A 19947-nucleotide genomic window follows, 5' to 3' on the forward strand; every position below is an offset into this window, starting at 1 on the left:
GCCGGAGGCGCTGCGGTAAGGCGTTAAGAGCGCCACCCGACGCAAGCTCCCGGAAAATCTCCGCGCGGAGCGTCTGTCTGCGTCGAAACGGTAAAACCAAACGAACTCCGGGCGCAGGCCCGGCGCTCCGCACGCCTTCCCACTCGACCGGCCGCGCCCCCGCGCGGCGGGGCGAGACCGCATGACGTCGTCATCCCCGGACAACGAGCCCGCAGGGCGAGGCCGGTCCGGGGAGAATGCAGGCGGCGCCCGCGCCTGTCCGCGTCCGCACTTGCCCCATTCCCCCGCCCGCGTTACGGACGGTCAAGGCCGTCGATATTCATCAGACGGTGAAAATATGAGGAAGCGATGCGGAAGATCTTCCCCGACGCGAAATCCGCGCTGGAGGGCCTGACCTTCGACGGCATGACCGTCATGTCCGGCGGCTTCGGCCTGTGCGGCATTCCCGAGCACCTGATCGCGGCCCTGCGCGACAGCGGCGCCCGGGGCCTGACCGTCATCTCCAACAACGCCGGCGTCGACGGCTTCGGCCTCGGCCAGTTGCTGGAGACCCGGCAGATCGCCAAAATGATCTCGTCCTACGTCGGCGAGAACAAGGAGTTCGAGCGCCAGTACCTCGCCGGCGAGCTCCAGCTCGAGTTCAATCCGCAGGGCACCCTGGCCGAGCGCATCCGCGCCGGCGGCGCCGGCATCCCGGCCTTCTTCGTCAAGACGGGCGTCGGCACCCTCGTCGCCGAGGGCAAGGAGGAGCGCACCTTCAACGGCGAGCGCTACATCATGGAGACGGGCCTGCTCGCCGACCTGTCGATCATCAAGGCCTGGAAGGCCGACGAGCGCGGCAACCTCGTCTTCCGCAAGACGGCCCGCAACTTCAATCCGATGATGGCCACGGCCGGGAAGGTCACCGTCGTCGAGGTCGAACAGATCGTCCCCACCGGTTCGCTCGATCCCGACGCCATCCACACCCCGGGCGTCTACGTCGACCGCATCGTCCAGACCGTCCCCGAAAAGCGCATCGAACAGCGCACCGTGCGTCAAAGGGAGGCCGTTTGATGCCCCGCACCCGCGAACAACTGGCCGAACGCGCCGCGAAGGAGCTGCAGGACGGCTTCTACGTCAACCTCGGCATCGGCATCCCGACCCTCGTCGCCAACTATATCCCCCACGGGATGGAAGTGACCCTCCAGTCCGAGAACGGCATGCTCGGCATGGGCCCCTTCCCCTATGAGGACGAGGTCGACCCCGACCTGATCAACGCCGGCAAGCAGACCATCACCGAAATTCCCGAGAGCAGCTACTTCAGCTCCTCGGACAGCTTCGCCATGATCCGCGGCGGGCACATCAACCTGTCCATCCTCGGCGCGATGGAAGTGGCCGAGAACGGCGACATCGCCAACTGGATGATCCCGGGCAAGCTGGTCAAGGGCATGGGCGGGGCCATGGACCTGGTCGCCGGCGTCAAGCGCGTCGTCGTGGTCATGGATCACGCCAACAAGCACGGCCAGTCCAAGGTGCTGAAAGCCTGCACCCTTCCCCTGACCGGCACGGGCGTGGTCAGCCGCATCATCACCGACCTGTGCGTCTTCGACGTCAAGCCGGACGGCGCCGGCCTCGAGCTGATCGAACTGGCCGACGGCGTCACCCTCGAGGAGGTCGCGACCAGGACCGAGGCCAGCTACACCGTTGCCGAAGGCCTCAAGGCGTAGTCATAGTTAACCCGGCCGGCCGCAGAGCCGGGGTGGGAGTACGGGTGATGGCCGACGGAGCCTACCGCTGGCAGGGCCATGCGCCGGAGCCTGACGCCGCTCGCGTCGACGCGATCGACGCGGCGTATGACGAGGCCGGGGCCCATGCCTTCGCCGAGCCGGTCCGCGCTGCCGCCGTCGAGCGCATCGAAGCCGCCCTCGCCGCCGCCCGCGGCGGCGATCTGGCCGAGGCCGAGGCCCAACTCGCCCGCGCCCGTTCGGTGCTCGGGGGCCTGAACCCCGGCGCGCTCGAGCCGCGGCGCGGCCTCGCCGGCCTGTTCGACAGCCGCGGCAAGCGCCTCCGGGCCTTCCGCGAGACCTTCCGCCAGGCGGCCGCCGTCCTCTCCGACGCCGCCGCCGACCTGTCCGGCCGGATCGAGGGCGCCGCCCGCCGCTCCGCCGACCTCGACGGCGTCTGGTCCGGCCTCCGCGACGCCATGGTCGAGCTCGACGCCCACCGTCTCGCCGCCGCCCGCCGCCTCTCCGGCCACGTCCCCGTCGAGGACACGCCCCATCCGCTGGACGCCCGCATGGCCGCGCTCGACGCCTGCCGCGCCGCCGCGCTCGGCGCCCTGCCCCTGATCCGCGGCGCCCAGAACGCCGACGCCCGCGCCGCCGGGGCGCTCAGGGCCTGCGGCGACGGCGTGACTGAATGGCGTCAGGGCTGGAGCGAGGCCCTCGGCCTCGCCGGCAAGCGGCCGAAGAAGGTCCGCCCCGACCGGGACCGCCTGCTCCGCCTGCGCGATGACCTGCTGGGCCGCATCGACCGGGCGGCGCGCGAACTGACAGCCTCGCGCACCCGCCGCGCCGGGATCGAGGCCCGCCTGTCGGACCTGCGGACCCCGCTCTGATCAGCCCGCGCCGGCGTCCGTCCAGGCCACGATCTGCGTGTTCAGATCCCGCGTGGCGATGTCGAACGCCTCGACGATGGCCGAGACCCGGTTGGCCTCCGCCGGCTGCTGCACCGTGAAGGTCCGCTCCGCCGCCACGGTCCGATCCGGCAGGGCCAGCAACCGCGCCCGCGCCGTCACCACCACCGTGGGCGCCGCGCCCGGCGCGTCGTACCGGGCCTCGAAGGCGCGCACGTCAATGTCCAGCGAATGCTCGCCGCGGATCAGTTCGCGCGGCCCGATCAGCCGCACCCGCGTCGCCTGGGCCGAGAACGCATTCTCGAGGCTCTCGATGTACAGGTCGCTCGCCGGCGACACCCACCGCGCGCCCTTGATATAGGCCGTTTCCGTGCCGGTAACGCCGAGCAGCTTGTCGCCCTCGACGGCCTCGGGAAACTGGATGCGGCTCAGATTGACCTGACGCAGGCCGCTCTGGCCTTCGGCGACCGCGCTGGCCGCCGCCGGGCCGCCGAAGCGATAGGTCTGGACCGGCGGGGGCGAAGACAGCAGGGCGCAACCGGTCAGGGCGACGACGCCCGCGACCGCGATGGCGAGCTTGATCGAAGAACGGATCACGGCTGGACCTCCATTTCCTTGGTCGGCGGACGGCCGATGAAGTCGCGCGGGCTGGCCCGCACCTCATCGATCAGGCCTTCCAGCGAGCGTGTGGCGTCGTCCAGGCCCTGGATCGCCTGCTGCATCTGCGGCAGCCCGGTGGTGACGAACTCGTTGACCGGCCCCTCGGCTCCCGTGGCGATGCGGTTGATCGCGGCCACGGCCGCGCGGGCCTCCTCGGCGGCGGCGTTGATGTTGGCCACGGCCTCGCGACCGTCGCCCTCGACGATCTGACGCGAGCTGACCGCCAGCGCCTCGTACTCCGCGACCGCGGAGTTGGCCCGGGTCAGCGCCTGCTCCAGCTGCTCGAGCATGCCCTTGCGGGCTTCCAGCTCCGTGCTCAGGGATTCGATGTTCTTCAGGCTGGTCGAGAAGGACCGCACATTGTCGTCCGACAGGACCCGGTTGATGCGGTTCAACGCGTCGACGGTCTGCGCCAGCACCGTGCCCGAGCCCGACAGCAGTTCCGCGATCGGTGAAGGCTGGCTCTGGATCACCGGCACGACGTTGTCCGGATACTGGGTCTTCAGGATCGCGCTGTTCGGATTGCCGGCGGTGATCTGGATATAGTTCAGGCCGGTGATGCCCTGCGGCTCGAGCTGGGCGCGCGAGGTGACCCGGATCGGCGTGGTGCCGTCCACCCGGATCCGGGCGATGACCTGGTCGCCCTTGTTCGGGTCCAGGTTCAGATCCGTGACCTCGCCGACGCGGATGCCGTTGAAATGCACCTCGCCGCCTTCCGACAGGCCCCGCACCGGTCCATAGAAGACGATGTCATAGACGTCGTAGTCGCTGTTGAATTGCAGCCGGGCCAGCCAGATGGCGAACACGGCCAGCGCCGCCAGAAGGGCGATAGTGGCGATGCCGACGGCGGCGTAGTGGGCGTCTCGTTCCATCTCTCCGCTCTCCTCAGGCGGCCTTCTTGCCGGCGCGACCGCGCGGGCCGAGGAAGTATTCCCGGATCCAGGGGTGGTCCGACTGCTCCAGTTCCTGAACTGTCGCCTTGGCCACGATCCGCTTGTCCGCCACCACCGCCACCTTGTCGGTGATGGCGTAGAGGCTGTCGAGGTCGTGGGTGATCATGAAGACGGTCAGACCCAGATCATCCGACAGGCGCCGGATCAGATCGTCGAACGCCGCCGCCCCGATCGGATCCAGCCCGGCCGTGGGTTCGTCCAGGAACAGCAGTTCGGGATCCAGCGCCAGCGCCCGCGCCAGGCCGACCCGTTTGCGCATGCCGCCGGACAGTTCCGCCGGTTTCTGATGATGCGCCTCCGGCTTCAGCCCGACCATGGCGATCTTCATCTCCGCCAGTTCGCGGATGACGTCCTTGGGCAGGCGGGTGTGCTCCACCAGCGGAGAAGCCACATTGTCGATGACGCTGAGGGACGAGAACAGGGCGCCTTGCTGAAACAGGATGCCGGTGCGGCGCTCGATGTCGGCCGCCTGATCCTCGTTGAGGTCGGTCATGTCGTGGCCGAACACGCGCACGGAACCGCCGTCGGGCTCCTTCAGGCCGATGATGGAGTTGAGCAGGACGGTCTTGCCCGAGCCGGACCCGCCGACCACGCCCAGCACTTCGCCGCGCTCCACATCGAGATCGAGGTTCTCGTGGATGACCCGTTCGTCGAACTGGCTGAGCAGCCCGCGCACCTCGATCAGTGTCTCCGGTTTCGTCGCCTTCCCGGCGGTCACGGCGGTCACCAGTTCAGCTCCAGGAAGATCATGGCGAACACGGCGTCGAGGAAGATGATGGCGAAAATCGCCTGCACCACGGCCGCGGTCACGCGCCGGCCGAGGCTCTCGACGTCTCCCGCCACCGCCATCCCCTGCCGGCAGCCGATGGCCGCGACCACCACGGCGAAGGCGGGCGCCTTGATCAGGCCGACGCCGAGATGGGTGGCCATCTTCGGGTCTTCGGTCATTCTCTGGATAAAGAAGGCCGGGCCGTAAGAAAGCTCGCCCCACGTCACCAGCAGGCCGCCGAACAGACCGGCGATCATGCCGATGAAGGTCAACAGGGGCAGCATCACCACCATGGCCGCCAGGCGGGGAATGACCAGGGCCTGAAAGGGGTTGACGCCCATCACCTGCATGGCGTCGACTTCCTGGTTCATCCGCATCGACCCGATTTCGGCGGCGAACGAGGAGGAGGAGCGTCCCGCCAGCAGCACGGAGGTGATCACCACCGCGAACTCGCGCAACACGGAAACGGCGACCAACTGGACGGTGAACACCGACGCCCCGAACTGGGTCAGCATATTGGCGCCGAGGAAGGCGATCACCGCCCCGATGAAGAAGTTGGTCACCACGATGATCGGGATCGCGTCCAGACCGGCGCGCTCGCCCTGGCTGAACCACGCCGCCCAGCGGATTCGACCGGGATGGCGCAAGGCTGTTCCAACGGCGACGATCAGGCGGCCCAGGAAGGCGAGCGACAGCGTCGCCTCGGCGACGATGTCCTGGATGCCCCGCCCGACCTTGGCGAAACCGCGCACCCAGCCCGGCGAGCGCCGTGGCGGTCCGGCGCTTTCGCGCTCCAGGCGCTCGACCAGGGCGTAGGTGCGCCCCGCCTCCGGCCGCTGCGACCATGCGGCTTCCGGCAGGACGCAGTTGCTGGCCTGGACGATCGCGAGGGCCCCGGCCGTATCGAAACGTCCCAGATTGCTGAGATCGACGGCGTCAACGCAGCGCTGGGCCAGGGTGTCATCCAGCCGGCGCGAAATCCGGCCGAGGCTGGTCGCCGTCCAGTCCCCGATCAGGCGCAAGGTCACGTGACCCTCGCCCTCGTCGATCTGAAAGTCCGCTGCGGCCATGCCCCTACCTAGATTGCGCCGTTCGATTTGCCTACGGTTTGACCACGGCAAAGCTGGGCAGAGCGGAAGAACGCCGCCGGGCTGTATTCGTTCAGATACGCTGGTTCGCCGCTAGAGCAGCGCCTTGGCCCGCTTCAGGTCGGCCACGAACCGATCCCGCTCCGCCGCCTTGGCGGCGGCCTCGGGAATGCGCAGCAGATAGGACGGGTGGACGGTCAGCACCGCCCGGGCTCCATCGGGCAAATCAATGCCGCGACCCCGCTCCCGCGTCACCGCCACCTTGCGACCCAGCACGCCCAGCGCCGCCGTTCCGCCCAGCGTCACGATTACATTCGGCTTCACCAGACGACGCTCTGCGTCCAGCCACCAACGGCACGCGCTCACCTCACTCACCGCCGGTGTCTTGTGGATGCGCCGCTTGCCGCGAGGCTCGTGCTTGAAATGCTTTACCGCATTGGTGACGAAGACGTCGTCGCGATCGACGCCCGCCTCGTCGAGGGCGGCGTCCAGCACGCGCCCCGCCGGGCCCACGAACGGGTGGCCGGCGAGATCTTCCTGATCTCCGGGCTGCTCTCCCACGATCATCAGCTTCGCCTTCTTCGGCCCCTCCCCGCATACGCCCTGGGTGGCGTCGCGCCAGAGCGGGCACCGTCGGCAGGCCTGCACAGCCTGGCCCAGTTCATCCAGAGTGGACGGAACGAATCCGTCCCCGAAGGAATGATCCCGGTTTATCCGCGACAAGGTTTTCGCCAGACGGGCATTGGGTTCGGGAGCGGGTGCGGCGACCATGGCCTCCGTCCGAACCGTCGATCGCGCGACGAGTTCCGGTATCAGCGCCGCCTCGGGCAGGTTCTTCCAGTAGCGCCTTGGCATTTCGCCCTGCATGGACTTCGTCTTCAGCCGCGCCGGGTTGAAGGTCGAAGCGTAGTAGGTCTTCCAGAACTCCTCGACGGGATCTTCCGAAGGCGCCATCTCGCGTGACGCCGGCGGTCCGAAGGCCAGCTCCGCGCCGTCCCACGTCGCCGACCCGTCCGGCGTCAGGATTGCCCAGCGCATGGCCGCGAACCGGCGTATGAAGAAAGGCGCCGTCTTCTCAAGCACCCGATGGGCTGGCTCGAACCATGCGACCCACCGCTCGCCGGTCCCGTCCTCGACCTGCCGGAAGCGTACGAAGGCCTTCATCTTGTGGCTGGCACGACTGACGTTCCTCGCCCGTTCAAGCGCCTCCGCCACGTCGATGTCGGTGACGATCTTCATCAGGTCGGGCTCGGCTCCGAGCCGCCACAGCAGACGATAAAGCAGGTCGAACCGGTCCTCCGACCGGTGCAGGATCACCTCCTCCGCCAGGTCCACGAAGGCTTTCGGCACGCTGAACCGAACCGCATCCGGAGCGGAGGGGGGAGGCCTTTCATCGAACAGGCCTTCTCCAGCCGCCCCGACCCGGAACGCCGCCTGTTCCGGCGCGACGCCCGCCCGCCGGAACGCCCGCGCCGCGCGACGCCATCCGGCGAAATCGATCTCGGCGTCCAGAACCGCGACATGCATCAGAACAGGCTCAGCTGAACCGGAGCGGGATCGGGGGCGATGCGGGCCCGCAGATCGGCGGCCTCCGTCAATCCGCCCGGCGTCCAGTCCAGCGCGGTGACAAAGGGGCGGACCTTGTCGATGCCCCGGCACAGACGGGCGATGTCCTCCAGCCGGAGCGTGCGCCAGCGCCGCACGGCCACGATCCGGTCGACTGATTTCACCCCCAGGCCCGGCACCCGAAGCAGCATCTCCCTCGGGGCTGTGTTCACATCGACCGGAAACTGTTCGCGCCGGTTCAGCGCCCACGCCAGCTTGGGGTCGATAGCGAGGTCGAGCATTCCGTCCGTGGCGGCTTCGCCGATCTCGAATGCGGAAAAGCCGTAGAACCGCATCAACCAGTCCGCCTGATACAACCGATGCTCGCGCATCAGCGGCGGCTTGGCCAATGGCAGGGCGCTCGAGGAATCCGGGATCGGGCTGAACGCGGAATAGTAGACGCGGCGAAGGCCGTAACCTCCGTACAGGGAAGCGCTGCGATCCATGATCTCGGTATCCGGCGCCGCATCCGCCCCGATGATCAACTGGGTCGATTGGCCAGCGGGGGCGAATTTCGGAGGCTTGATCCTGTCCCGCTTCCCCGGTCTCGCAGCCTCGAGCGCCAGCCTGACCTGGCCCATCGCCTTCTTGATGACGGCGACATTCTTCTGTGGCGCGAGGCGCTTCAGCGCCTCGTCACGTGGAAGCTCGATATTGGCCGACAGGCGGTCTGCGTAGAGACCCGCTTCATCAACCAGCCGGGGGTCGGCCTCGGGGATCAGCTTCAGATGGATGTAACCGCGAAAGTCGTGCTCGGTCCGCAGCTTCTTCGCCACGAGCACGAGCTGCTCCATCGTGTAGTCGCCCGAGCGGATGATGCCGGACGACAGGAACAGGCCTTCGATATAGTTCCGCTTGTAGAAATTTAGGGTCAGCTCGACGACCTCATCCACCGAGAAGCGGGCCCGGGGCACGTTCGAACTCGCCCGGTTGATGCAATAGGCGCAGTCGTAGATGCAGAAATTGGTCAGCAGAATCTTGAGTAGCGATACGCACCGACCATCCGGCGTATAGGCGTGACAGATGCCCATGCCCTCGGTCGAGCCGAGGCCCTTGCCGTCCGCGGAATCCCGTTTCGCCGTCCCGGATGACGCGCAACTTGCGTCGTATTTGGCCGCGTCTGCGAGGATGGACAGCTTTCGCCGGAGATCGATCTGGGCCATTTGTTCGCACTATGTTCCGCTCGGAACAGCGCGCCCAGCGTGGCTGGAAGGGCGATTTGTCGCGTCAGCTCAGATAGTTGAGCAGCGAAACCTGTCGCAGTTGCGAGATCACCTGCGCCGATGCCTGGATGGCCACCTGCGAGAGTTGCAGATCGGTGATCGCGACGGCCATGTCGGCGTCCGTCCGGTTGGCGACCAGTTCATCCAGCGAGCCGAGCTGGGCCTCATGGCCCTTGGTCACGCTCTCGACCTGATTGGCCATCGATCCGGTCTTGGCGATCTTGTCGATCACAGCCGTCGCCGCCTGCTCCAGACGGCCGAACTGGGTGGTGAGAAACGCCTTTTGGGCCTCGGTGACCTTGCCGGTCAGCGGGCCGTTGACCCCTGCGTGATAGGTTTGGATGTCCCTCAGAATCTCGAGCACTTCGCTACCCAATTCGTCGGCGAGGAAGCCGGTCTCGAGTGTCGTTCCTTCGGCCACGCGGCTGGCGGTCTTCAGGGTGTCGTTCGCGAACACCGACGCCACGTCCGGCGCGGCGGCCAGTTCGTTGAGATTGGCGACGGTCACCGGCGCCGTCGAGGTGGAAGCCCCGGAGAACAGATAGCCGCCGTGGTGCCGCATGGTCAGCCCGCCGCGGATGGACTGGAAATGGCCCTCCAGCTCCAGCATCAGCGAACCCGCCGAGTCCGTGGCCAGCACGCCGCCGACCGCGTCCCGCAAGCCGGCGATCCCGTCGCTGATTTGGGTCATCGCCAGATCCTGCGTCGTCAGGCGGGCGGTGACCGCCTTCGAGGTGTCGATGAAGCCCTGGATCCGGCTCTGCGCCCCCTTCAGCGCGGTGAGCGTCTCGGCTTGCCGGCCGAAGCCGGTCAGGTCGGTGGCGTTCTTCTGCGTCGAGACGCGCTCCTGCGCATCCGCCGCCCGGGTCTGGGCCTTCATCAGGTCCAGCAGGGCGGACTGGTAGTTTCCGAAGGTCGCGACGCGGGTCATCAGATCATCCCCAGAAGCGTTTCATACATGTCCTTGGCCGCCTGGATCAGCCGCGCCGAGGCGTTAAAGGCCTGCTGATAGGTGGTCATCAGAACCAGTTCCTCGTCCAGATTGACGCCCTCGTAGGCGGTCTGGCGAGCCGAGGCCTCGGCGGCGAGCGCGGCGGCCGTGTCGTTGCGGTTCTTCGCCGCCGCCGCCTTGCCGCCGATTTCCCCGGACAGCTCGGAAGCGTAGCGCGAAACGGAGATGGAGCCTCCCGACGAGTCTCCGGCGGCGGCGAAATTCGCCGCCCTCTCGCCGGCGTCAGCCAGCAGCAGCGCGCCTCGCCCGTCACCGCTGCTCAGCGCGGACGCCCCGACCGCGGCCGACAGATTCAGTTGGGCCAGCGCCAGTTTCGCCGGACTTTGCCGGATGTCCGTGCGCAGCGAGAAGCCGTCCGCCCGCGATGCCCGCACACCCCCGCCGATGCCGAACAGCTCGGTGACCGAGACTCCGGACGGGACCTGGATGGTGGTGTCCTCCAGCACGCTCATCGTCGGAGGCGGGTTGCCGTAACCGGTGAAGGCGAGCGACCCGTCGGCCGCCAATGCGAACGACCCGAACCGACCCACGCCCGTGGCCGGGTCGTTCAAGGCGGTTATCAGGTCACCCACCGTGCCGCCGGGGGGTACGGCCACCTGAATATCCCGCAACTTCGAGCCGCTCTCGCCCGTGAAGCGGAAGCTCAGCGTCTCGCCCGCCGTGAAGCCATGCAGCGACGCCGCGGTCATGCCGGTTTCATAGATGGCCGGACGATCGGTCGAGATCAGGTCGTTCAGCCCGAAATAGTGCGAGAAGCCGCGCCCGGCCTTGGACGAGGGACTGGTCAGGTCATCAGCGACGGCGACGCCGTTGGCGCCGCTCGCCGCGATGGTCAGCTTGCCGTCGGTGAAGCTGGCCGTCGCCGCGCCGCCCATCTGGGCGTTCAGGACGGTCAGGAAGGTGGCCGGCGTCGCGGCGGCGCCGTTGACCGTCATGCTCGCGCCGCTGAAGACGATATCAGCCCGCGCCTGGATGACCCCGGCCGCGTTGGTGACGGCGACGGTCGTCTGGCCGGTGAAGCCGGCGATGGCGGTTTCCAGCGTCTGGCCGACGTTCCGGCCGGTCAGGCTGTTCGGGGCCGGGACCGCACTGTTGGTGTTGTGGGCCCGATTCAGTTCGTCGGCGACATGGGCCACCAGTTCGGCCAACCGTTCGGCTGTCGCCGGCGCCTCGACATCGCGCAGTTCGACCAGACCCTTGATCTCGCCGGAGACGACATTGTCCAGCAGCGAGCGCTTCTGGCCCCCCGGCTCGGTCACCCAGATCTCGTTGAAGGCCGTCTCGCCCGTGACCGTGCCGGCGCGAGTGTAGCTGAGCGTGGCCGCTCCCTCGCCCGCCAGCAGCGTCCCGGCGCCCGTGCGGATGGACACGCCGCCGACCGGGCGCACCGAGACGCGGATATCCAGCAGTTCCGCCAGTTGGCCGATCAGCGCCGACTGCGCCGTCTCGGCGCCGGAGGCGTCGCCGTTGACGACGGTGGCGCGGGCGATCTCGAGGTTCAGCCCCTCGATCTGCTGCAGCAGGCTGTTGGCCTTTTCGGTCGCGCTCTGGATGCGGCCGTCGGCGTCCTCGCGCACCGCCTGGATCTGCTGGCCGATCCGGCCCGCTTCGTCGAACAGCGCCTGGGTTTTGAACAAGGCGTCCTGTCGGCGAGGCGAGGACGTCGGGTCCTCGGCGCTGGCCGCGAAGGCCGAGAAGACGCCATCGACCTGTGAGAAGAAGCCGCTGTCGCCGCCCGGGTCGCCGAACAGGGACTGGATGCGATCGTACAATTCATGGCGCACGCCGTGCCGCGCCGCTTCGGCTCCGGCATTCAGGCTTGCGGCCTGGAGGAAGCGGTCGGTCGCCAGGCGGATACGCGCCACCTCAACGCCCGCACCCATGCCCTGGCTGGTCAGGGTGACCTGGTCGGCGATCTTGCGGACATAGCCGGGCGTGTTGACGTTGGAGACGTTGTCCGAGACGACCCGCAGCTGGGTCTGGGCTGCGGCGAGCCCGGTGGTCGCCGTGTTCATGATGGCGTTCAGCGACATCCGAAGGCCTCCCACGCCACGGCGCCCGGCAAGGCCTGCCAGCCGATGTGCGCTTTTTGCCCGGCGACGCTCGCAAGCGGTCCGGCCAAGTTACTGAAATACCGCGAGTTCGCGTTTCGCGCCTGTGTCATGACCGACAAGGGGCGCAAACGACGGGCCAGACGCCGGCGATCTCGACCGGCTGGCGGCGGAGGCGGCGGCGCCGGGCAAGAAACGTCCCCACGCGGCAATATTCGACTGGGCGGTGGCGAGCAGCAGCGGCGTTGCCGTCAAAATATTCCCTGTCCTTTCAGCGCATTATGCCGCGGCTCTGAACTGGCCCACGACTTGCGCCGTGATCTCCGAATGTCCGGCGCAGCAGGCGCCCCTGTCACCATCGCTCCGGCGACACCCCTCGGGACCATGTCCGCGCAAGCCGTGCTTTCCATGATGGCGCCCGCCCTTCCGGCGACCCCGCGAGGGCCGTCGGACGCCGACACGTCCGGCTTCGTGAGTCTGCTCGCCACCGTGCGCTCCGAGGAAGGCGCGGCCTCCGGCGTTACAGGCGGCAGGGCGCCTTCAACCGTTGGGAAGGCGTCGGGAGACGGCGATGGGTCCACCGACGGCGGGAACGACGCCGCAAATCTCGAGGATCTGACCCAGTCGCCGGTCGCCTTCATGCCGTTCGGCCCGAAAACCATGGTCGAGCCCGGGACCACCGGCCCCGAACTGCAGGTCTTGCCCGACATGGCGACTGCCAGCGGAGGCGAGCCTGTCGTGCCGCCGGGCGCGACCGCCGCGGCGGGCATGGAGCCGCAAGTCCTGCCGGGCGCGGCGACCGCAAAAGGCGCCGAGCCCCGGGTGCTGCCGGGCGCGGCCGCCTCCAGGGCGCCCGAGCCGCCGGTGCTTCCGGGCGAGGCCGCCATGGCCATCGCCCTTCCGGCCTCCCGCGACGACGACGCCATCGAGGAAGCGGTGTCGGAGAGCCCGCCGTCGATTCCCGCGCCGACGAAACCGGACGCCGCTCCGGTTCAGGGCGTCTTGCCCCCATTGCGCGCTCTGGCCGAGCGCACCGCCCGGCCCCTGGATGAAGCCGTGAAGGCCGCCGACGCCGCGCCGGCGGCCGACGGGAAGGAGACCGCTCCGGCCACGACGCCGCCTTCAGCGTCGGCGCCCCAGCCGGCGAAGCCCGCCACGTCGGCGCCGACTCCGGTCATCGACTCCGCGTCCACCCCGGCCGAAGCCGCACCGGCCGGTGAGCCCGTTTCAAGCCAGACCGAAGCCGCCGCTCCGGCCCGGGATCACAGTCTCTCGACCCTGTCCCGCGCGACCATCGACGCCACGGCGCAGATCGCCGCCCAGATCCTGCGCAAGCTGGAAGGCCGCTCGACGCGGTTCGAGATCGCACTGAGGCCTGACGAACTGGGCAGGGTGGATGTGAAACTGGACATCGACTCCGAGGGCCGCCTGGCCGCAAGATTGGCTTTCGACAACCCCGCGGCCGCGACGGACCTGCGCGGCCGGACCGACGAACTGCGCCGACAGCTTGAGGCCGCGGGCTTCCAGCTGGCCGATGACGCCTTCGAATTCGCAGAGCGCGACAGTGGCTCCAGCGCCTTCGATCGCGGGCAGGACGCCCGCCATGGCCAGAACCGCGCCTTCGCGGCGGCCGCGCGCCTGAATGCAGAAATCGACTTGGCCCAGCCGCCGCAGTGGCTGGCGCTCTCCCTCTCGCCTTCGGGCGTGGACATGAAGGTTTGACGATGGTCGACGCCGTCACCACCACCAACAATGCAACGAGCCGGATCAACGCCGGCGCGGGCATGCTGGCCTCGAATTTCGAGACCTTCCTGACGCTGCTGACCTCGCAGCTGAAGAATCAGGACCCCCTGTCGCCGGTCGACTCCAATCAGTTCACCGCCCAGCTGACCCAGATGGCGGGCGTCGAGCAGCAACTGCTCACCAACGAACTGCTCAAGAGCCTGGTCTCCGCCCAGGGGGGCGGAGGGCTGGCCGACGCCGCCACCTATATCGGCAAGGACGCCACGGCGGCCTGGTCGGCGACGAAATTCACGGATGGCGAGGCTGAGTGGAGCTACGAGATCGCCTCGAACGCAGCCTCGGTGAAGCTCGAGGTGCTGGACGGCTCCGGCAACGTGGTCTGGTCCGGCGATGCGCCGGACAAGACCACCGGCGTCCACGAGTTCTCGTGGGACGGCGAAGCCATCACCGGCAACGACGGCCAGGAAGGTCAGGTCTACACACTGAAGGTCGTGGCCAAGGACGCCGCCGGAGGCGCCATCGACGCCCAGGTCCTGACCCACGGTCGCATCACCGGCGTCGAGATGTACGACGGAGAGGCCTACCTGACCGTCGGCAACTCCATCCTGCCGCTATCCAGCGTGATCGCGCTGGAAGAAGCCCGCACCGCCGAAACGCCGCCTCCCGCCGACGAAGAGGACGAGAGCCTGCTGGCCTCGCTCGCCTCGTCACTCGATCCTCTGAAACTGTTCTCGTAAGGAGCCCCGCGCCATGAGCATCAACAGCGCACTACTGGCCGGCGTGTCCGGCCTGACCGCCAACTCCGCCGCCCTCGCGGCCATCTCCCAGAACATCGCGAACGTGAACACGGTCGGCTACAAGCGGTCGGCCGCCGAGTTCCAGACCGTGATCAACAGCCAGGTCTCCGGCGCCGGCTACTCGGCGGGCGGGGTGCTCTCGAGCGCCCGCCACTACACCAGCCAGGCCGGGCAGCTGCAGCGGACCACCTCCAACACCGATCTCGGCATCGCCGGCCAGGGCTTCTTCGTCGTCACCGAGAAGGCCGAGAACCTGCAGGTCACGGACGCCCGCCTGTTCACCCGCGCCGGCGCTTTCCGCGTCGACAACCTGGGCTATCTGAAGAACAGCGCCGGTCTGTATCTGCAGGGCTGGCCGGTCGACGCGGACGGAAACATCGCCGCCGATCCGTCCGACCTGAACCGCCTGCGCACCATCAACGTCGGTTCGGTCGGCGGCACCGCGGAGCCGACAACCCGCGTGCAGCTGAACGCCAACATCAAGTCCAGCCAGGCCGTCTCGGCGGAGGCGACCGACGCCGCCGCAGTCCCGGTCGGCGCCAACGCCTACGACTCCACAACCAACTCCATGGCCATGTGGGATCCCGAAACCGGCGCCGGCGTGAAGCCCGATTTCGAACTGACCATCCCGGTGTCCGACTCGAAAGGCGGCCAGCGCACCATCGCCCTTTCGTTCCTGAAGAGCACGGTGCCCAACCAGTGGTACGCTGAAATCCGGGCCATCCCGGCGTCCGACGTGGTCACGGGCGCCGGCCTGACCAACGGCCAGCTCAAGTCCGGTCTGGTCGCTTTCACCCAGGACGGGCGCCTCGACGTTGACGCCATGGCGGCCCTGGGCGCCGCGGCCCTGTTCCCCGACCCCACGGTCGCCACCCTGAATTTCGGATCGTCCGACAGCGCCGCTCCGGGAGCTGGTGAGGTCAACTGGGCCGCCGGCCTCGGCATCGACGACCAACTGCTGACCTTCGACCTGAGCGCCTCGGCGGGCGGCCTGACCCAGTACGACAGCGCCTCCGTCGTGCAGGCCGTCCTGACCAATGGCACCGCGTTCGGGAACCTGTCCGAGGTCAAGATCGACGACACGGGCTTCGTCACCGCCATCTTCGACAACGGCGTAACCCGCCGTATCGCCCAGATCGCTCTGGCCACCTTCCCCAGCCCCGACGCGCTGCTGGAGTCGACCGGCAATGCGTTCCGGGTCAGCCAGGGATCGGGCACCTATAATCTGAAGGCCGCCGGCACGGGCGGGGCGGGCACCATCGGTTCGTCGCAGCTGGAGGCGTCTACCGTGGACCTGTCGGCGGAGTTCACCGGCCTGATCACGACCCAGCGCGCCTACTCCGCCTCCTCGAAAATCATCACCACCGCGGACGAGATGCTCGCCGAGCTGATCAGCATAAAACGTTGATCTCCAGGTAACGGGTCGTAACCTCAGTGAAATCTTTGTTGAATATTGAACGGGTGCACGGAGGTCATTTTAGGTTTTCCTTCACCACGACGCTTAAACGGCCCTTAGCCGCCGACCGCTACGGTTCAGTCACAGTGATGGTGGTCAATGAGGCATAAGCCCATGTTGCAAGAGCGACGCCTTAATAATCAAGGCGAACAGTATGTGGTCGGCCCGACGGGCACGCCCCTGACCCTGCACGATCTTCCGCCGGCCAATACGGACCGCTGGGTGATCCGCCGCAAGGCCGAGGTCGTGGCCGCCGTTCGCGGCGGGCTGATCAGCCTTGACGATGCGCTGGCGCGCTACCGCCTGACCGCCGAGGAATTCCTCGCCTGGCAGAAGGCGATCGACAAATGGGGCATGCAGGGTCTGCGCACCACCCGCATCCAGCACTACGGCCGCGGCAGCTAGAACACTCTCCCCGAAGACAGACGGCCGCTCCCGGCGACGGGGGCGGCCGTTGTCGTTTGAGGACCCGATTTTCTGTCGGCCTCGAAATCGCGCGCCTTTCGCACTAGATAGCGCGCCATGACGCCAGACACGTCCATGTTGACCGAGGACATCTGCCCGGTTCCGACCATCGCCCGCGCCGACATGGACGCGGCGATCGAGGCTGCGCGGGCGGCGGTCGGCCTGCCGCCCGGCTCCCGGGTCGTCGCGGCCATGTCCGGCGGCGTGGACTCCACCGTGGTCGCCGCCCTGCTGCACAAGGCGGGCTATGATGTCGTCGGCGTGACGCTGCAACTGTACGACCACGGCGCGGCGCTTAAGAAGAAGGGCGCCTGCTGCGCGGGGCAGGACATCCATGACGCCAGGCTGGCGGCCGAGATGCTGGGCATCCCCCACTACGTGCTCGACTACGAGAGCCGCTTCCGCGACGCGGTCATCGACCAGTTCGCCGACTCCTATCTGGCTGGTCAGACGCCGGTGCCGTGCATCCGCTGCAACCAGACGGTCAAATTTCGCGACCTCCTCGACGTCGCCCGCGACCTGGGCGCCGAAGCGATGGCGACCGGCCACTATGTACGCCGCGCGGTCGATGGCCGGCGTCCGCAGATGCGCAAGGCGATCGACCATTCGCGCGACCAGTCCTACTTTCTGTTCGCCACGACGGCCGAACAGCTCGACTACCTGCGGTTCCCGCTGGCTGATCTTGAGAAGCCGCAGGTGCGCGGCGTGGCGGCCGAGCTGGGCCTGCGCATCGCCGCCAAGCCGGACAGCCAGGACATCTGTTTCGTGCCCAACGGCGACTACCGCACCCTGATCGACAAATTGCGCCCGCAGGGCCGGGAAGCGGGCGAGATCGTGCACATGGACGGTCGGGTGCTGGGGTCGCACGCGGGGATCACCGACTACACCATCGGACAACGCCGGGGCCTCAACGTCGCCGTGGGCGAGCCGCTGTTCGTAACGAGGCTGGATCCGGTCCGGCGGCATGTCATCGTCGGTCCGCGGGAGGCCCTCCTGACGGCGTCCCTGACGCTGGACGAGACCAACTGGCTGGGCGATGAGCCTTCGATCGAGGCGGCAGCGGCGATCGGAGCGCCGGTGCTCGCCCGCGTGCGCTCGACCCGCCCGCCCTCTCCTGCCCGGCTGTCGATGGTCGACAGCGCGGTGTCCGTGACCTTCGAGACCGGCGAGGAAGGCGTGGCCCCGGGGCAGGCGTGCGCGCTCTATGACCCGGCCGATCCCGACCGCCTGCTGGGCGGGGGCTTCATCAAGACGACCACGGCCGTTGTCTGACACGGCGAACGATCCGCAGGCGCTCGCGTCACGCACCGGCCTGCCCACCGCGTTCCTGTATCTGCGCGAGGCCTTCCCGCGCGAGCGCTGGAGCGCGGGCGGGCTGCATCCGACAGCCCGGCGCTGGCTGCACATGCACAGCGGCTTTCGCGCTCATCAGGCGGAGATGGGCGCGATGATCGAGGCGTGGCGCGCCGACGCGATCGACGTGCGCGCGCTTCACCGGTCCCTGATTCCGGCCCTTCAGCAGTTTCTGCAGCACCTCGATGGCCACCACCGGATCGAGAGCGGCCACTATTTTCCGGCCCTGCAACAGCTTGAGCCGCGCATCGCGGCGGGCATCGACCTGCTCGACCGCGACCACGACGCCATCCACCTCCACATCGAGGCCATGGTCGAGACCGGCCGCGCCCTGCATCAGGCGGTGTCGGCCGGGGCCGCCGACGCCGGAGATCGCGCGCAGCGGCTGGCCGAAGTGCTCGATCTCGCCGGCCCGCAGCTGGCCCGGCATCTGGATGACGAGGAGGAGATCGTCATTCCCCTGATCGCCTTGCGGGGCGATCCGCTCGGCTGAAACCGGGCGACGGCCAAGGTTAATTCGACGACAGGTCGCATCTGAAATGGCAGCCTGCCCCCTCTGAGGGTGACCACCATCGATCAACAGGGGCTTCCGATGAAATTCACCACCGCCTGTATGGCGTCCGTTCTGGCGCTCGTCATCGCGGCACCGCTGGCCGCGGCTCCGGCCCGGGCCGAACCGGGAGTCGTCCGGACGCCTGACGCGCCCCGGACCTACAGCGCTGCGGAATTCTTCCAGACGCGCAGCTATGGCATGTCCAGCCCCGCCGGCCTCGGCTTCTCCCCCGACGGTCGCTCGGTTCTGATCTCCAGCGACCAGACCGGGGTGTTCAACGCCTTCGCCGTGCCGATTGACGGGGGCGAGCCGGTCCCGCTCAGCACCTCGACGACGGTGGCGACGCGCGGTGTCAGCTATTTCCCCCGAGACAACCGCGTTCTGCTCACCGCCGACAGCGGCGGCGGCGGAAGCGAACTGACCCACGTCTATGTCCGCGAGCTGGACGGGACGGTCCGCGACCTCACCCCGGGCGCGGCCGTCAAGGCCGACCTTCTGGGCTGGAACGCCACACGGGACACCTTCTGGGTCACCTCCAACGCCCGCGACCCGGAAGTCTTCGACCTCTACGCCTACGACGCCGACACCTATGAAAGCCGGATGGTGTTCGAGAACCCGGGCATGTTCATCGCGGACGTCTCGCCCGACGGCCGTTGGGTGGCCATCGACAAGCCTGTCACCAGCGCCGACAGCGACGTCTATCTGGTTGACCTCCAGGGCGACCGCGAACCGCGTCTGATCACCGCCCACGAGGGCGATGTGGCGCACGGGACCTACGGCTTCACTCCGGACAGCCAGAAGCTCGTCTACGGCACGAACGCGCATGGCGAGTTCCACCAGGCCTGGACCCACGACCTCGCCAGCGGCGCCAAGGCCCCGCTGATCCAGGCCGACTGGGACGTGGAGTTCGTCAGCTATTCGCCGTCCGGCCGGTATCGCGTCTCGGCGCTGAACGCCGACGCCTCGACCCAGCTGACCCTGCTCGACACCACGACCGGCCAGCCGGTGCGCCTGACCGGCATGCCCGGAGGCGACATCGGCCAGATCCGCTACAACGCCGATGAGACGCGGATCGCCTTCACAGTCTCGTCCGACACCTCGCCCAACGACGTCTGGACCGCCGACCTCGCCACGGGGCAGGCGCGGCGGCTGCTGACCGCCCTCAGCCCGGCCATCGACGAGGCCGACCTGGTCGAGTCCAGCATCGTCCGCTACGCCGCCTCCGACGGGACGATCATCCCCGGCGTGCTTTATCGTCCCAAGGGCGCCTCGGCCGCCAACCCCGCGCCGGCCATCGTGCTGGTCCATGGCGGCCCCGGCGGCCAGAGCACCCGCGGCTATTCGGCCATGGTCCAGCACCTGGTCAACCACGGCTACGCGGTGCTGGCGGCCAACAACCGCGGCTCGTCCGGCTACGGCAAGACCTTCTACCACATGGACGACCGCCGCCACGGCGAGGTCGACCTGCGCGACGTCGTCGCCTCGCGCGACTGGCTCGCCTCGCAGGACTGGATCTCGGATCGGATCGCGGTGATGGGCGGCTCCTACGGCGGCTTCATCACCGCCGCCGCGCTCGCCTTCCACCCGGAGACGTTCGACGCCGGC

18 protein-coding genes are annotated in these 19947 nt (G+C 68.3%); 10 read left to right on the forward strand and 8 right to left on the reverse strand.

Going from position 1 to position 19947, the window contains the following annotated elements; genetic code table 11:
- Positions 1 to 348 precede the first annotated feature (348 nt).
- The 3 genes from VEB62_RS11355 to VEB62_RS11365 are packed head-to-tail and all read left to right on the forward strand — an operon-like array spanning position 349 to position 2596.
- Positions 349 to 1053 carry a CoA transferase subunit A gene (locus VEB62_RS11355; RefSeq protein ID WP_324799504.1) on the forward strand — a complete coding sequence of 235 codons (705 nt, stop codon included), beginning with the start codon at positions 349 to 351 and terminating at the stop codon, positions 1051 to 1053.
- Positions 1053 to 1706, forward strand: coding sequence for a 3-oxoacid CoA-transferase subunit B (locus VEB62_RS11360; protein WP_324799507.1), 654 nt, complete (start codon positions 1053 to 1055; stop codon positions 1704 to 1706). Before VEB62_RS11355 ends, VEB62_RS11360 begins: the two co-directional genes overlap by 1 nt.
- 47 nt (positions 1707 to 1753) lie before the next feature.
- Entirely contained in the window at positions 1754 to 2596 is an 843-nt protein-coding gene (locus VEB62_RS11365; protein ID WP_324799509.1) for a hypothetical protein, read from the forward strand.
- Here the strand turns inward: VEB62_RS11365 and VEB62_RS11370 are convergent, their stop codons facing one another.
- The 8 genes from VEB62_RS11370 to flgK all read right to left on the reverse strand — a co-directional run bounded on the left by VEB62_RS11370 (position 2597) and on the right by flgK (position 11957).
- Complete coding sequence (locus tag VEB62_RS11370; protein WP_324799512.1) at positions 2597 to 3211, reverse strand: ABC-type transport auxiliary lipoprotein family protein; 615 nt, start codon at positions 3209 to 3211, stop codon at positions 2597 to 2599. It lies immediately after the preceding gene.
- A complete protein-coding gene (locus VEB62_RS11375; protein WP_324799515.1) occupies positions 3208 to 4146 on the reverse strand; it encodes an MlaD family protein in 939 nt (312 codons plus the stop codon). The genes VEB62_RS11370 and VEB62_RS11375 overlap by 4 nt, the downstream gene beginning before the upstream one ends.
- Before the next feature lie 13 nt (positions 4147 to 4159).
- Positions 4160 to 4954 (reverse strand): ABC transporter ATP-binding protein, encoded by a 795-nt coding sequence (locus VEB62_RS11380; protein WP_324799518.1) that lies wholly within the window; start codon positions 4952 to 4954, stop codon positions 4160 to 4162.
- Positions 4951 to 6066, reverse strand: coding sequence for an MlaE family lipid ABC transporter permease subunit (locus VEB62_RS11385; protein WP_324799521.1), 1116 nt, complete (start codon positions 6064 to 6066; stop codon positions 4951 to 4953). The genes VEB62_RS11380 and VEB62_RS11385 overlap by 4 nt, the downstream gene beginning before the upstream one ends.
- 111 nt (positions 6067 to 6177) lie before the next feature.
- Positions 6178 to 7611 carry a UdgX family uracil-DNA binding protein gene (locus tag VEB62_RS11390; protein ID WP_324799524.1) on the reverse strand — a complete coding sequence of 478 codons (1434 nt, stop codon included), beginning with the start codon at positions 7609 to 7611 and terminating at the stop codon, positions 6178 to 6180.
- Complete coding sequence (locus VEB62_RS11395) at positions 7611 to 8852, reverse strand: putative DNA modification/repair radical SAM protein (RefSeq protein WP_324799526.1); 1242 nt, start codon at positions 8850 to 8852, stop codon at positions 7611 to 7613. Before VEB62_RS11395 ends, VEB62_RS11390 begins: the two co-directional genes overlap by 1 nt.
- 64 nt (positions 8853 to 8916) lie before the next feature.
- Complete coding sequence (locus VEB62_RS11400) at positions 8917 to 9843, reverse strand: flagellin (RefSeq protein ID WP_324799529.1); 927 nt, start codon at positions 9841 to 9843, stop codon at positions 8917 to 8919.
- Positions 9843 to 11957, reverse strand: coding sequence for a flagellar hook-associated protein FlgK (gene flgK / locus VEB62_RS11405; RefSeq protein WP_324799532.1), 2115 nt, complete (start codon positions 11955 to 11957; stop codon positions 9843 to 9845). Before flgK ends, VEB62_RS11400 begins: the two co-directional genes overlap by 1 nt.
- Before the next feature lie 426 nt (positions 11958 to 12383).
- On the opposite strand from flgK, the gene VEB62_RS11410 reads away from it, so the two are divergent.
- The 7 genes from VEB62_RS11410 to VEB62_RS11440 form a co-directional block, all read left to right on the forward strand.
- On the forward strand, positions 12384 to 13697 hold the full coding sequence (locus VEB62_RS11410) for a flagellar hook-length control protein FliK (RefSeq protein ID WP_324799533.1): 1314 nt from the start codon (positions 12384 to 12386) through the stop codon (positions 13695 to 13697).
- A 2-nt stretch (positions 13698 to 13699) separates the two neighbouring features.
- Positions 13700 to 14455 carry a flagellar hook assembly protein FlgD gene (locus VEB62_RS11415; protein ID WP_324799536.1) on the forward strand — a complete coding sequence of 252 codons (756 nt, stop codon included), beginning with the start codon at positions 13700 to 13702 and terminating at the stop codon, positions 14453 to 14455.
- A 13-nt stretch (positions 14456 to 14468) separates the two neighbouring features.
- Positions 14469 to 15923, forward strand: a complete 1455-nt coding sequence (gene flgE, locus VEB62_RS11420) for a flagellar hook protein FlgE (protein ID WP_324799538.1) — start codon at positions 14469 to 14471, stop codon at positions 15921 to 15923.
- A gap of 162 nt (positions 15924 to 16085) precedes the next feature.
- Positions 16086 to 16376, forward strand: a complete 291-nt coding sequence (sciP, locus tag VEB62_RS11425; protein ID WP_168046867.1) for a CtrA inhibitor SciP — start codon at positions 16086 to 16088, stop codon at positions 16374 to 16376.
- Between the two features lie 117 nt (positions 16377 to 16493).
- Positions 16494 to 17708, forward strand: a complete 1215-nt coding sequence (gene mnmA / locus VEB62_RS11430) for a tRNA 2-thiouridine(34) synthase MnmA (protein ID WP_414642040.1) — start codon at positions 16494 to 16496, stop codon at positions 17706 to 17708.
- Entirely contained in the window at positions 17701 to 18282 is a 582-nt protein-coding gene (locus VEB62_RS11435) for a hemerythrin domain-containing protein (protein WP_324799541.1), read from the forward strand. The genes mnmA and VEB62_RS11435 overlap by 8 nt, the downstream gene beginning before the upstream one ends.
- A gap of 99 nt (positions 18283 to 18381) precedes the next feature.
- On the forward strand, positions 18382 to 19947 hold a 1566-nt coding region (locus VEB62_RS11440; RefSeq protein ID WP_324799544.1), incomplete at its 3' end, for a S9 family peptidase.

It is taken from the genome of Brevundimonas sp., from assembly GCF_035626975.1.
In the GTDB taxonomy this organism is placed as follows: Bacteria; Pseudomonadota; Alphaproteobacteria; order Caulobacterales; family Caulobacteraceae; genus Brevundimonas.